General features: G+C 73.5%; 14 protein-coding genes. 4 read left to right on the top strand and 10 right to left on the bottom strand.

Annotated features, from left to right (window positions below; genetic code table 11):
- Positions 1 to 170: 170 nt before the first annotated feature.
- Entirely contained in the window at positions 171 to 902 is a 732-nt protein-coding gene (locus tag AC6F7H_RS22135) for a VIT1/CCC1 transporter family protein (RefSeq protein WP_500761992.1), read from the bottom strand.
- Between the two features lie 283 nt (positions 903 to 1,185).
- On the opposite strand from AC6F7H_RS22135, the gene AC6F7H_RS22130 reads away from it, so the two are divergent.
- Genes AC6F7H_RS22130 through AC6F7H_RS22115 form a run of 4 tightly spaced genes read left to right on the top strand, consistent with a single transcriptional unit; the run spans position 1,186 to position 5,948 of the window.
- Complete coding sequence (locus tag AC6F7H_RS22130; RefSeq protein WP_500758651.1) at positions 1,186 to 2,223, top strand: ADP-ribosylglycohydrolase family protein; 1,038 nt, start codon at positions 1,186 to 1,188, stop codon at positions 2,221 to 2,223.
- Positions 2,220 to 3,359 (top strand): ADP-ribosylglycohydrolase family protein, encoded by a 1,140-nt coding sequence (locus AC6F7H_RS22125; protein WP_500758650.1) that lies wholly within the window; start codon positions 2,220 to 2,222, stop codon positions 3,357 to 3,359. The genes AC6F7H_RS22130 and AC6F7H_RS22125 overlap by 4 nt, the downstream gene beginning before the upstream one ends.
- Positions 3,360 to 3,366: 7 nt before the next feature.
- Positions 3,367 to 4,548 carry an ADP-ribosylglycohydrolase family protein gene (locus AC6F7H_RS22120; RefSeq protein ID WP_500758649.1) on the top strand — a complete coding sequence of 394 codons (1,182 nt, stop codon included), beginning with the start codon at positions 3,367 to 3,369 and terminating at the stop codon, positions 4,546 to 4,548.
- The gene (locus AC6F7H_RS22115) at positions 4,536 to 5,948 is read left to right on the top strand and encodes an ADP-ribosylglycohydrolase family protein (protein ID WP_500758648.1); all 1,413 of its coding nucleotides are present in this window, start codon (positions 4,536 to 4,538) and stop codon (positions 5,946 to 5,948) included. Before AC6F7H_RS22120 ends, AC6F7H_RS22115 begins: the two co-directional genes overlap by 13 nt.
- A gap of 130 nt (positions 5,949 to 6,078) precedes the next feature.
- Here AC6F7H_RS22115 and lgt read toward each other — a convergent pair whose 3' ends face one another.
- From lgt to AC6F7H_RS22070, 9 genes are all read right to left on the bottom strand, one after another.
- Positions 6,079 to 7,179, bottom strand: coding sequence for a prolipoprotein diacylglyceryl transferase (lgt, locus tag AC6F7H_RS22110; RefSeq protein ID WP_500758647.1), 1,101 nt, complete (start codon positions 7,177 to 7,179; stop codon positions 6,079 to 6,081).
- Positions 7,180 to 7,256: 77 nt separating this feature from the next.
- Positions 7,257 to 8,036, bottom strand: a complete 780-nt coding sequence (locus AC6F7H_RS22105) for a DsbA family protein (RefSeq protein ID WP_500758646.1) — start codon at positions 8,034 to 8,036, stop codon at positions 7,257 to 7,259.
- A 158-nt stretch (positions 8,037 to 8,194) separates the two neighbouring features.
- On the bottom strand, positions 8,195 to 9,013 hold the full coding sequence (gene trpA, locus AC6F7H_RS22100) for a tryptophan synthase subunit alpha (protein ID WP_500758645.1): 819 nt from the start codon (positions 9,011 to 9,013) through the stop codon (positions 8,195 to 8,197).
- Positions 9,010 to 10,332 carry a tryptophan synthase subunit beta gene (trpB, locus tag AC6F7H_RS22095; RefSeq protein ID WP_500758644.1) on the bottom strand — a complete coding sequence of 441 codons (1,323 nt, stop codon included), beginning with the start codon at positions 10,330 to 10,332 and terminating at the stop codon, positions 9,010 to 9,012. Before trpB ends, trpA begins: the two co-directional genes overlap by 4 nt.
- A 59-nt stretch (positions 10,333 to 10,391) precedes the next feature.
- Complete coding sequence (gene trpM / locus AC6F7H_RS22090) at positions 10,392 to 10,643, bottom strand: tryptophan biosynthesis modulator TrpM (RefSeq protein ID WP_500758643.1); 252 nt, start codon at positions 10,641 to 10,643, stop codon at positions 10,392 to 10,394.
- Between the two features lie 22 nt (positions 10,644 to 10,665).
- Positions 10,666 to 11,475, bottom strand: coding sequence for an indole-3-glycerol phosphate synthase TrpC (gene trpC, locus AC6F7H_RS22085; protein WP_500758642.1), 810 nt, complete (start codon positions 11,473 to 11,475; stop codon positions 10,666 to 10,668).
- Between the two features lie 180 nt (positions 11,476 to 11,655).
- Entirely contained in the window at positions 11,656 to 12,108 is a 453-nt protein-coding gene (locus tag AC6F7H_RS22080; RefSeq protein ID WP_500758641.1) for a DUF2752 domain-containing protein, read from the bottom strand.
- A gap of 78 nt (positions 12,109 to 12,186) precedes the next feature.
- Positions 12,187 to 12,435, bottom strand: a complete 249-nt coding sequence (locus AC6F7H_RS22075; protein WP_500758640.1) for an HGxxPAAW family protein — start codon at positions 12,433 to 12,435, stop codon at positions 12,187 to 12,189.
- A gap of 145 nt (positions 12,436 to 12,580) precedes the next feature.
- Positions 12,581 to 13,228, bottom strand: coding sequence for a TIGR02234 family membrane protein (locus tag AC6F7H_RS22070; protein ID WP_500758639.1), 648 nt, complete (start codon positions 13,226 to 13,228; stop codon positions 12,581 to 12,583).
- Positions 13,229 to 13,267: the final 39 nt, after the last annotated feature.

Raw genomic sequence — 13,267 nt, 5'->3', positions numbered from 1 at the left:
CATGCCCCGTCGTCACGCGGTCGAAACCAACGAGTAACAGCTACTTGTGCGGTCCGTCGCACGAAAGCGGAGCCGGATCACCGGACGGCCCGGCCGGATCAAGCGAGCCGCGTGATCCGAACCGGGCCGTCCGAACCGGGCCGGGTGGAGCCGGCCCGGGTGGAGCCGGGTCATCCGACGGCGGTTCCGAACAGCGCCCCCAGGGCGTAGGTCACGCCGGCCGCCGCGCCGCCGAGGGCGAGCTGCCGCAGCCCGCTGAACCACCAGGTCCGCGCGGTCACCTTGGCCACCAGCGCGCCACACAGGAAGAGCCCCAGCAGGGCCACCAGCACGGCCGGCCACAGGCTGCTCGCGCCGAGCAGGTAGGGCAGCACGGGAAGCAGCGCGCCCAGCGCGAAGGCGCCGAAGCTGGAGACTGCGGCCACGGTGGGCGAGGGCAGGTCGCCGGGGTCGATCCCCAGTTCCTCGCGGGCGTGGATCTCCAGTGCCTGCTCGGGGTCCTTCGACAGCTGCCGGGCCACCTCGCGGGCCAGCTCCGGCTCGACCCCGCGGGACTCGTAGAGGGCGGCGAGTTCGGCCTCCTCGTCCTGGGGGTGCTTGCGCAGTTCGCGCCGCTCGACGTCCAGTTCGGCCTCGACGAGGTCGCGCTGGGAGGCGACGGATGTGTACTCGCCGGCCGCCATGGAGAAGGCGCCGGCCGCCAGGCCCGCGAGGCCGGTGATGACGATGGTCTGCTGACCGACCGAGCCGCCGGCGACACCGGTCATCAGCGCGAGGTTGGAGACCAGTCCGTCCATCGCTCCGAACACGGCGGGGCGCAGCCAGCCGCCGTTCACGTCCCGGTGGGTGTGGTTGTCGCGGTGCGCCTCGTGCAGCGCCGCCTCGGTCTCGATGATCGCCATGCAGTCCCCCAGGGAGTTCACGAAAGCGTCTGCGAGCAGACGCAACTTTAGACACGTTCTATTTTTTTACAACGCTCAAGATACTCCCCCCGATTCCCCTCCGCCAGCAAGGAAAGGCTGAGCTAACCTGCGGTTTTACGGTTTCTGCACGTCTGTGCGGAGGGCCGCGCAGATGTCGACCGGGTGACGCTGAGGCGTGTGAGGCTGCGCCGCACACCTCACCGGGGACAGTTCCGCAAAGGGCTTCGCGCCTCTCGGGGCGCCCCTGAGAGGAGAGCCGCGTATGGCATCGACCGCCTGCATCCCCTCCGCCCCGGCGCCCGAAGGCTCCGCCGGACTCCGCGAGCGGGCACGCGGCGCGCTGCTCGGCCTGGCCGTCGGCGACGCGCTGGGCGCCCCGGCCGAGAACATGCGGCCCTCCGAGATCCGCGCCCGGTGGGGCCGTATCACCGGGTACGTCGCGGAGCACCCCGCGGGCACGGACGACACCGAGTACGCGATCCTCACCGGCCTGCTACTGGCCCGGCACGGCTCCGCGCTCACCCCGGAGCAGGTGGGGGCGGCCTGGCACGAGTGGATCGCGGACCGCTCCGAGGGGTCCTTCCGCGGCGCGGGCTTCAGCGAACGCGGCACCCTGGAGAACCTCCGCCGGGGACTGGCCGCCCCCCTCTCCGCCCAGCACCGCCACCCCTGGAGCGACGGGCTGGCGATGCGGGCGGCACCACACGGCGTCTTCGCGGCCGGCCGTCCCGCCGAGGCAGCCCGGCTGGCGGCCGTCGACGGCTCGGTCAGTCACGACGGCGAGGGCATCTACGGCGGCCAGGCGGTCGCGGCGGGCGTGGCGGCGGCGATGACGGGAGCACCGGTGGTCACCGTCGTCGCCTCCGCGCTGGCCCTGGTGCCGGAGGACTCCTGGACCGCCCGTTCCCTGCGCCGCGCCGTGACCGCCGCCCACCTGGGCGAACGCGCGGTCCGCTCCGCCGTCGTGGTCGGTGGCTACCCCTGGACCGATCTGGCCCCCGAAGCCGTCGCCCTCGCCTTCGGCGCGTACGCGGCGGCGGACGGCGACTTCGGACAAGCGGTGCTGACGGCCGTCAACATGGGCCGCGACGCCGACACCACGGCGGCCGTGGCGGGCGCCCTCGCGGGGGCGACCCGGGGCGTTCACGCGATCCCGGAGGCCTGGGCCGCAGCCATCGGCCCGGCCCGCGGCAGCTGCCTCCCCGCGATGGCCGGCCACCACGTCCTGGACATCGCGGACCTGCTCGTACCAGGCACTTTCGTCCTGGCAGCGGACAACGCCATGGAGGCCCCGGCATGACCCCACCTCCCGCCCCGCCGCCGCGGGCGCGCATCGAGGGCCTGCTCCTCGGCCTCGCCGCCGGTGACGCCGCCGGCTGGCCCGCCGCACGGCACCGGGCCGCCCGGATGCCCGAGTGGACCCGGCGGCTCACCCGGGAGCTGGACGCCTTCGCCGAGCAGAACGCGACCACCACCCTCCCCGTACCGATCGCCCTCAACCAGTCCCCGGAGCCCTTGCGGCTCGGCCCCTCCGACGACGCCGAGTGGGCGGCGTTCGCGGCCGAGGCCGTCCTGCTGGCCGGCCACGACAGCGTCCTGGGGGACCTGAGCCGGGAACGCCGTACCCGGGCCGCCATCGACCTGACCTGGAACGTCGTGGCCGGCGAGGTCGCCGCGGCGGCCGCCCGCGCCCCCGAGATCGAGTCGGCCGTGCTCCCCTTGCGCGCCCGTATCTCCGTACGGGCCGGGCTCGGCAACCTCGCCACGGGTCTGCGTCCGCCCGCCACCGGCCACGACAACCCGCACTACTTCGACGACGCGGCCTGTGTACGGGCCTGTGTCCTGGCCGTCGCCCACGCCGAGGACCCCGGACGCGCCGCGGCGCTCGCCGAGTTCGACGCCCGCTACACCCAGGACGGCGACGGGGTGCACGGCGCCCGCGCGATGGCCGCCGCCGTCGCCCTCGCGCTGGCCGGAGCGGACGTGGCGGCGTGTGTGGCCGCCGCGGTCGCCGAGCTGCCCGAGGAGACGGAGATCGGCCGCAACGCCCGGCACGCCCTGCGGCTCGCCGCGGACACCGACGGTGCCTTCGCCCTCGTACCACTCCTGGAACACCAGATCGTCGACCACGTCTACAGCTACGGTGTCGCCGCCGCCGAAACCGTCCCCGTCGCCCTCGCCCTCGCCACCGCCGCCCGCGGCCGGATCGCGGAGGCGGTCCCCGCCGCGGCCTGCCTGTCCCGGGTCGCGGACTCCGCCCCCGCCCTCGTGGGCGCTCTGACCGGTGCGCTGGGCGGCGGCGAGGCGATCCCCCGATCGTGGCGGGAGAGCTGCCGCATCCTCTCCGGCTGCGCGCTCCCCCGGTTCACCGGCACCGACCTGGTGGAACTCGCCGGACTGCTGGAAGCCGCGCAACCACCCCCACCAGGGGGATGATTCGGACATGACGCTCACAGAGGACGACAAGCGGGGCCGGGGTGCGCCCCTGGACGAGCGGATCACCGGCGCGCTGGTGGGAGCCGCCGTCGGCGACGCGCTCGGCGGCCCCGTCGAGGGGTACTCCCCCGAGCAGATCGCCGAACGCCACGGTGGCCGCGTCCACGGTGTCGTCGGCCCCTGGAACGGCGACGCCTGGCGCACCGCGCGGCCCATCGCCCCATACCACAAGGGCGACGGACACGTCACCGACGACACCCTCATGACGCACGCCCTGGTCCGGGTGTACGCGCGGGTCCGGGACCATCTGGACGCCCATGCCGTCGCCGACCACCTGGTGCCGGACCTGATGGGCACCCCGCGCTGGATCCCGGAACTGGAGGCGGAGGCGCTCCCGCTCCAACGGATCTTCCTCGCGGAGAAGTGGCTGGTGGCCCGGATCCACTACGGCCATGTCGACCCGCGTGAGGCGGGCGTCGGCAACATCGTCAACTGCGGTGCCGCGATGTACATGGCCCCCGTCGGCCTGGTCAACGCGGCCAACCCGGCGGGCGCGTACGCCGAGGCACTGGATGTCGCGGGGGCCCACCAGTCGTCGTACGGCCGGGAGGCGGCGGGGGTGCTCGCCGCAGCCGTGGCGGCGGCGAGCGCGCCGGGGGCGAGTGCGGACTCGGTCGTCGACACCTGCCTGTCGCTGGCGAAGGACGGCACCCGGGAGGCGATCGAACGGGTCTGCGAAGAGGCCTCCCGGCACCCGGACTTCGAGTCCGCGCTGCGCCCGCTGCGGGAGGCGGTGGCCCCGTACGACACCGTGGGTCCCGACTACCGCTCCCCCTCGCTGGGCGCCCGTCGGCCGTCCCGGCTGCACGCCGTCGAGGAACTCCCCATCGCGCTGGGCATGGTGGTGGTGTCCCGCGGCGACTTCCGGCAGGCGGTGCTGGGCGCGGTGAACTACGGCCGGGACTGCGACTCCATCGCCACGATGGCCGGGGCGGTGACCGGCGCCCTCGGCTCGCCGGTCCCCGAGGACTGGGCGAAGACCGTGGCGGACGCCAGTCGTCTCGACCTCTGGGCACCCGCGGCCGCGCTGACCGCGGTGACCTGCGAGGTCTTCGCGCGCGACGTCTCCCGACGCCGAGCCCACGAACGGGCGTTCGCCGAGTTGGGAGGCCCGGCATGCTCCGACTGACCTGGGTCCAGCCGGAGGACCTGATCGGCCACGAGCTGCGCCAGGCGGCCCAGGACGGCAGGACGCCCTCGGCCGTCGCGGCCCGCTGGCGCGCGGCGGGCGGCCCCGAGGCCCCGCTCCGCGCCGGCGCCTCCCCGCGTCCGGCGTCCCACTACCTCAGGCTGCTGGCCGGAGACCTCCTGGACGAACTGGCCGACCTGCCCAGCAGCCTGGCGGACGACGAGCCGACGGGCCTCGCCGCGATCAAGTCCCTGTGCCCCGACTGGCCCTCCCCCGCCGGCACCGGTCCGACGGCTCCCGACCGCGTCGACGCGGACCACCGCCGTACCGACCGCCTCGAAGCCGCCTGGCTCGGCCGGGCCGTCGGCTGCCTGCTCGGCAAGCCCGTGGAGAAGCTCCCCCTCGACGGCATCCGCCGGCTCGCCCGGGCCACCGGGAACTGGCCCTTGAACGACTACTTCACCGCCCGCGGAGTCCCCGCGGAACTGGCCGCCCGGTACCCCTGGAACCGTCGCTCCGCGGCCACGTCCCTCGCCGAGAACATCGACGGCATGCCCGAGGACGACGACCTCGACTACCCCCTCCTCAACCTGCTGCTGCTCCAGCGGTACGGCAGGGACTTCACCACCGCGGACGTGGCCCGGCTCTGGCTGGACGAACTCCCGGCGGGCCGCGCCTTCACCGCCGAACGCATCGCCTACCGCAACCTCCTGAGCGGCCTGGAGCCCCCGCGCACCGCCCGGCACCGCAATCCGTTCCGCGAGTGGATCGGCGCCCTGATCCGCGCCGACGTGCACGGCTGGACCAACCCCGGAGACCCGGCGGGCGCGGCGGAACAGGCCCATCGCGACGCGACCCTCACCCACACGGCCAACGGCGTCTACGCCGCGATGTTCGCCTCGGCCGTCATCGCCACCGCCGCCGCGGACCAGACCGTCGGCAGCGGCAGCGGCGGCCAGGACGTCCACGCCTGTCTGCAGGCCGGTCTCGCCGTCGTGCCGCCCCGCTCCCGACTCGCCCGCGCCGTGCGCCACGCCGTGCGACTGGCGCACGAGCACGATGACTTCGCCACCGTCGTCGACGCGATCCACACCCGGCACGCGGACGTCCACTGGGTGCACGCCGTGCCCAACACCGCGCTGATCGCCGCCGCCCTCACCCACGCGGACGGCGACTTCACCGGCGCGATCTGCCGCGCCGTGTCCGGTGGCCTCGACACCGACTCGAACGGCGCGACCGCCGGCGGCGTCGCCGCTCTCCTCGCCGGCTCCCCCGCCGCACTCCCCGAACGCTGGACGGCCCCGCTGAAGAACCGGCTGGCCACTTCCATCGGCACCTTCGACGGCATCGGCTTCGACACCCTGGCCCGTCTGACCCACCTGGAGGCCTCCCGCCCGTGACCCGGCCCACCGCCGGCCGGCCTGCGCGTCCTGTCCCTGGCCCGCCGGGTCTGAGGGCCACACACGCCGTGGGGCGCCCGGAATCTCCGGGCGCCCCACGGCGTCGTTGTCGCAGAAGTCCGGCAGGCCGTCAGCTCTTCTTCGCCGAGCCGGCCCCGTCCTTGGAGCGGGCGTCCCCGGAATCCGCCCCGGCGTCCTCCTCGGCCTCGGCGTCGTCCCCGGCCTCGGCGTCTTCCTTGCTCTTGGCGCTCTTGGCGTCTTCGCTCTTGGCGTCGTCCCCGGCCTTGGCGTCTTCGCCCGCCTCGGTGCCCTTCGCCGGCTCGGCGTCGTCCTTCGCCTCCGGGGAGTCCGCCTTGCCCTTCTCGCCGGTCCCGGTCCCACCGGAGGCCTCGGCCGCACCACCGGAGACAGCGGCCGCGCCCGGTTCCACCACGGCCTCGCGTCCCGGCCGCTTCTTCGCCGACACCACGATGTAGACCACCGCGAGCACGAACACGATCATCGCGGTCCAGTTGTTCAACCGCAGGCCCAGGATGTCGTGGGCCTCGTCGACCCGCATGTACTCGATCCAGAACCGGCCCGCGCAGTACGCCGCGACGTACAGTGCGAACGCCCGCCCGTGCCCGAGCTTGAAGCGACGGTCCGCCCAGATGACCAGCAGGGCGACACCGACGCACCACAGCGACTCGTACAGGAACGTCGGGTGGTAGTACCCGGGCACCCGGCCGCCCGCCGTGGACGTGATGTGCAGGGCCCAGGGAAGGTCCGTCTCCCGCCCGTACAGCTCCTGGTTGAACCAGTTGCCCCAGCGTCCGATCGCCTGCGCCAGCGCCAGCCCGGGGGCCACGGCGTCGGCGTACGGCGGCAGGGCGATGCCCCGACGCCGGCAGCCGATCCAGGCACCCAGGGCGCCCAGGGCGACGGCTCCCCAGATACCCAGGCCGCCCTCCCAGATCTTGAAGGCGTCGACCCAGTCGCGGCCCTCTCCGAAGTAGAGCTGGTAGTCGGTGACGACGTGGTAGAGACGACCACCGACCAGACCGAACGGGATCGCCCAGAACGCGATGTCCCAGGCGGTGCCCTTCTGGCCACCGCGCGCCACCCACCGGCGGTCGACGATCCAGAGGGCGACGAAGAGGCCGACGAGGATACTGAAGGCATAGCCGCGCAGCGGGATGGGGCCCAGGTGCAGCACCCCGCTCGACGGGCTGGGAATGTAGGCAAGTTCCATGGCAGGGTCGACGCTACCGTGCCGGACCGGTCCCACGTCGGGCGGCCCGGCTACGGCTCCATAACGGGAGGGCACGCCTACTGCTCCTGGTTGGCCTTCCGGACCATCTCCTTCAGTTTCGCCGGCGTCATCGTCTTGTCCTGGTAGATGTTCTTGTCGCCGAGCAGGACGGTCGGTGTGCCCGAGAAGCCGCCCTTCTGGAAGGCCTCCTGGGACTTTCCGACCCAGCTGTTGTGCGTGCCGTCCTCCACACAGCCGCGGAAGGCGGGTGTGTCGAGACCGTCGACCTTGCCTGCCAGCTCGAAGAGCTTGCCGTTGTCGGCGAAGGCGTCGTCCGTCTCCTGGGGCTGGTTGTCGAACAGCACGTCGTGGTACTCGGCGAACTTGCCGGCGTCCTGGGCGCAGGCCGCCGCGTTGGCGGAGTTGCGGGAGCCGGTGCCGCCCATGTTGCCGTCGATGAGCGTGACCAGGTGGTACTCGATCTTCAGCTGGCCGGACCGGGTCAGCTCGTGCAGGGTCGGGCGGTACGCCAGCTCGAAGGACTTGCAGGCGGGGCAGCGGAAGTCCTCCCACACGGTGAGCGTGGACTTGGCGTTCTCCTTGCCGACCGGGATGGCGAGGCCGTCCTTGCCGAGGGCCCCCGAGGGCGCCACCACCGGGCCGGCCTCTTCACTTCCGTCGTCCTTCCCGGCGTTGGCGGCGACGACTCCGATCACCGCCGCGAGCGCCAGGACACAGAGCACGCTCGCACCCACGATCAGGGTGCGGCGGCGCCTGTCCGCCGTCTTCTGCTTCTCGCGCTCGACCGCCAGCCGCTCCCGGGCGGTGCGCTTTCCCTCACGATTCTTCTCGCTCACACCCCGCAGAACGAACCGGGGAGGCGCACCGCGCCTCCCCGGCCCCAGGTCCACCCGTACGAGGGACCCGTATGACTGTCTGCTGACGGTCTGCGGATGACCGGCCGCCCGCGGTTCCCGGGCCGGAAACCGCGGTGTCCGGCCCGGGAACGGCGTGGTCACGCCTGTCCGCGCACGCCCTTGGCGAGTTCACCGGCGAGTGCCCGCACGGCCTGGACCCCGGCGGCCGGATCGGGGGCGTCCAGCATCCGCTTGACGAAGGCGGAGCCGACGATCACACCATCGGCGAAGTGGGCGACCTCGGCGGCCTGGGTGGCGTCGGAGACGCCGATCCCGACGCACACCGGCAGGTCGGCGCGGCTCGCCCGGGTGCGTGCCACGAGTTCCTCGGCCTGCGTGCCGACCGACTCGCGGGTGCCGGTGACCCCCATGAGGGACGCGGCGTAGACGAAGCCGCTGCCCGCCGCGGTGATCTCGGCGAGCCGCTCGTCCTTGCTGCTGGGCGCGACGACGAAGACGGTGGCGAGGCCGTGCTTGTCGGCGTGTTCCCGCCACAGCGCCGACTCCTGGACGGGCAGGTCGGGCAGGATGCACCCGGCGCCGCCCGCCTCGGCGAGTTCGGTGGCGAACCGCTCGACGCCGTAGCGGTCGACGGGGTTCCAGTACGTCATGACCAGGATCGGCTTCCCGGTCGCCCGGTGCGCCTCCCGGACCGTGCGCAGCACGTCGGCGATCCGGACGCCGCCGCGCAGGGCGATGTCGTCGGCGGTCTGGATGACGGGCCCGTCGAGGACGGGGTCGCTGTGCGGCAGGCCCACCTCCACGACGTCGGCGCCGCCGTCGATGACGGCCTTGACGGCGTCGATGCCGCCGTCGACGGTCGGGAACCCGGCCGGGAGGTAGGCGATGAGGGCGGCCCGGCCCTCGGACCTGGCCGCGGCGAGGGTGTCGCTCAGCAGCTGTACGTTCCCGCTCACTTGGCGTCCCTCTCGATCTCGGCGGTGTCGGTGTCCGCGTCGGCGGCGACGGTCTTGTCCGTGGTGGCGGTGCCGGCTGTGGCGTCGGTGGCAGCGGTGTCGTACAGCCCGAAGTAGCGGGCGGCGGTGTCCATGTCCTTGTCGCCCCGGCCGGACAGGTTGACCAGGATCAGCCCGTCCTCGCCGAGTTCCCTGCCGACCTCCAGGGCACCGGCCAGCGCGTGGGCGCTCTCGATGGCCGGGATGATGCCCTCGGTGCGCGACAGCAGCCGCAGCGCCTGCATGGCGGCGTCGTCGGTGACCGCGCGGTACTCGCCGCGGCCGGAGTCCTTGAGGTAGGCGTGCTCGGGTCCGATGCCCGGGTAGTCGAGCCCGGCCGAGATGGAGTACGGCTCGGTGATCTGGCCCTCGTCGTCCTGGAGGACGTAGGAACGCGAGCCGTGCAGGATGCCGGGCTCGCCCGCGGTGAGGGTGGCCGCGTGCTCGCCGCTCTCGATGCCGTGGCCCGCGGGTTCGCAGCCGATCAGCCGTACCGAGGCGTCCGGGATGAAGGCGTGGAAGAGTCCGATGGCGTTGGAGCCGCCGCCGACGCAGGCGATGGCGGCGTCGGGCAGCCGTCCGGCGCGCTCCAGGAGCTGACGGCGGGCCTCGACGCCGATGACGCGGTGGAAGTCGCGCACCAGGCCGGGGAAGGGGTGGGGTCCGGCGACGGTGCCGAAGAGGTAGTGCGTGGTGTCGACGTTGGCGACCCAGTCGCGGAACGCCTCGTTGATGGCGTCCTTGAGTGTGCGGCTGCCGGACTTCACGGCGATGACCTCGGCGCCGAGCATGCGCATCCGGGCCACGTTGAGGGCCTGGCGCCGGGTGTCGATCTCGCCCATGTAGACGGTGCAGTCGAGGCCGAACAGGGCGCAGGCGGTGGCGGTGGCGACGCCGTGCTGGCCGGCGCCGGTCTCGGCGATGACCCGGGTCTTGCCCATGCGCCGGGTGAGCAGCGCCTGGCCCAGCACGTTGTTGATCTTGTGGGAGCCGGTGTGGTTGAGGTCCTCACGCTTGAGGAAGACCCGGGCGCCACCGGCGTGTTCGGCGAAGCGCGGCACCTCGGTGAGGGCGCTCGGGCGGCCGGTGTAGTTCACCAGCAGGTCGTCGAGTTCGCGGGCGAACTCCGGGTCGGCCTTGGCCTTGTCGTACTCGACGGCGACCTCGTCCACGGCGGCGACGAGCGCCTCCGGGATGAACTTGCCGCCGAACGCCCCGAAGTAGCCTTCGGCGCTGGGGGTCCGACCCTCCGGGTCGGGGATGAAGAACTGGCTGGGCATGCGAAAACCTCACGGTGAGCGTTGTTCTCGGTCACTGATCGCCGTGGGGGGCGGGGGTGTCAGGCCACTGCGGGCCGTGGGCGGCTCGTCGCGTCCGCGCGACGGAGCCGCACGTGGTCAGGCACAGTCCCGCGCCCCTGGAAGGGGCGCTGCCATCGCATGCCGTTGACCTGACCCGGCTCGTCACCGATCACGTACCGGACCCGGCGCCCGTGGACCCGGCGCGCGGGCGCGCGGCAGCCGCGCGGGCGGCAGCCGCGGGCGAGGCGCGCGTACGGGTCCCTGGCGGTCAGGGTGATCGGGAGTGTCATCGGAGCCAAGCCTACCGGGGGGTCAGCCGCGACCGTGCCGCAGCGCCGGGTGCTCGCCCGCCGCCACCAGGTCGGCGACCGCCGTCTTCGGGTCGCGGCCGGTGACCAGGGACTCGCCGACCAGGACGGCGTCGGCGCCGGCGTTGGCGTAGGCGATCAGGTCGTGCGGGCCCCGGACGCCGGACTCGGCGACCTTGACGAGGTGGTCCGGGAGCTCGGGGGCGATCCGCTCGAAGGTGCCGCGGTCGACCTCGAGGGTCTTGAGGTTGCGCGCGTTGATGCCGATGACCTTGGCGCCCGCGTCGATCGCGCGCTCGGCCTCCTCCTCGTCGTGCGCCTCGACCAGCGGGGTGAGCCCGATGGACTCGGCGCGCTCGATCAGCGACTCCAGGGCCGGCTGGTCGAGGGCGGCGACGATGAGCAGCGCGAGGTCGGCGCCGTGCGCCCGCGCCTCCCAGAGTTGGTACGAGGTGACGATGAAGTCCTTGCGCAGGATGGGGATGTCCACGCGCGCGCGGACCGCCTCCAGGTCGGCCAGCGAGCCGCCGAAGCGGCGCTGTTCGGTGAGGACGGAGATGACGGCCGCGCCGCCCGCCTCGTAGTCGGCGGCGAGTCCGGCCGGGTCGGCGATCGCGGCGAGCGCGCCCTTGGACGGGCTGGAGCGCTTGACCTCGCAGATCACCTTGACGCCCTCGCCCCGCAGGGCGGCCGCGCCGTCCTTGGCAGGGGGTGCCTTGGCCACGCGCTCCTTGAGCTCGTCGAGGCTCACCCGCGCCTGCCGCTCCGCGAGGTCGGCACGGACTCCGTCGATGATCTCGTCGAGCACACTCACGCGAGAGGCCCCCTTCCAGACGGTCCGTCTTCAGTGCGTTCGCTTCCGTCCCGGGGCGTCCCCGCCCTCATGGTCGGGTCGCCGGACGAAACCGGTGGTCATTGCGATGGTATCCGTAATGGGGCGTACCCCTCGCATCCGGTGGATGCCGGTCCCACTGGCTGGACGTTCACCAGTTGGTCAAGGGTGTAGCCAGCCGCCGAACGGCAGGTTCCGGACAACCGTGAAGACCAGCACCAACACCCCCAGGAACCACAGGAGTGCGGGTGGCAGGTCGATGCGCAGGGGCTTGCCACGCGCCGCGCGGGCCACCCATGCGGTCCAGAGCACGGCGAGGGCCGCGTAGCCGAGGACGGCGGGCGCGTTGGCCTGGAGGGCCGCCAGGAGGTCGCCGTGGACGACGGCGTGGGCGCTGCGCAGCCCGCCGCAGCCGGGGCAGTACAGGCCGGTGAAGCGCAGCAGCGGGCAGACGGGGTAGTGGCCGGGTTCGTTGGGGTCCACCGCTCCGACGTAGGCGAAGGCTCCGGCGACGGCGGCGAGCACTCCGGCGGGGAGGGCCAGTCGTGCGGCCCTGCCGCGGGGTGCACGGGACTCACGGGGCGTGCGGGGGCTGACGGCGTTCACAGGGGGCATTGTGCCCCGCGCGCACGCGTCAGGGGCGGTCGCGGCACCCGTGTGCCGACCGCCCCTGTTCCGGAGTGCTCCCGGCGTTCAGCTCTGGGCGCGGGCCGGCTCGCGGTCGCCGGCCTGGTTCAGGGGGTGGACGTGCTTCGGCTTGCCCATGCCCATCTTGCTCATGATCCCGCCGACGGCCCCGCCGAGCAGCGCGATGCCGATGCCCGCCCAGAAGCCGACCGGCGAGCTCACCACCATGAACAGGCTCGCGACGCAGAAACCGATGAAGGCGATGATGACACCGGTCCAGGCGGCCGGGGTGTGACCGTGGCTGCTGCCCGCCATTGCTTGCTCCTCGTTGCCGTGTACTTGTCTGAGCAGGATGCTCGGACTCATTGTCCCGCACCCGCGCGCGTGCCGTCAGCGGGGGTGCTCCTCCGCGCGGCACACACGCCTTCCGGCGCTCGACCGGGCCGCGGTGCGGCCCGGTTCAGGTCCCGGTCGGGTCCTCCCCGCGGTCGAGGGCCTTCCACAGTTCCTCAGGCCGGTCGGGATCGGCGGCGGCCGCGCGGCGTGGCCGGGGGGCACCGCCGCGCTCGTAGCGGCCGGACATCGCGGGCCACAGCCTGCCGTAGCGCAGGGCGAGCGCGCCGGCCAGCAGGAGCAGCAGACCGCCCACGGCCGCGACGTAGGGCCAGGCCGTGTGGCTGAGGGCCGCCACCGTGGCGGAGGTGTCGCCGGAGACCTCGGCGGCCTTGTCGTCGAGCGCGGAGCTGTCGGAGGCACCGAGCAGGGCGGCTGTGACGATGCCCGCCCCGGACAGGGCGAGCAGCGCGGCGACGGCGAGGCGTCCGGTCCGCCGGACGGCGAAGACGGCGACGAGCGCGGCCAGGCCCACCACGGCGAGGGCGGCGGGGACGCCGGTGACGTCACTGCCGTTGGCGGTCAGGGGAAAGGCGCCGCCGGCCACCGTGGCGGTGCCCTGGGACCACTGCTGCCGGGTGGCGAGCAGGGCCACGGCAGCGCCCAGGGCCCCGCACAGCAGGGCGACGGCGAGACTGAGGCGGCCGGCGCGGGCGGAACCAGCAGCCTCAGAACGAGGGGAACGGGGGGGAGGTACAGCAGTCACGTACTCCACTATCGCGTGAACCGGGCGTGAACCGTCACCCGGGGCTCA

It is taken from the genome of Streptomyces sp. MMS24-W38, assembly GCF_059889265.1.
This window is presented reverse-complemented; position numbering and strand designations above follow the sequence as displayed.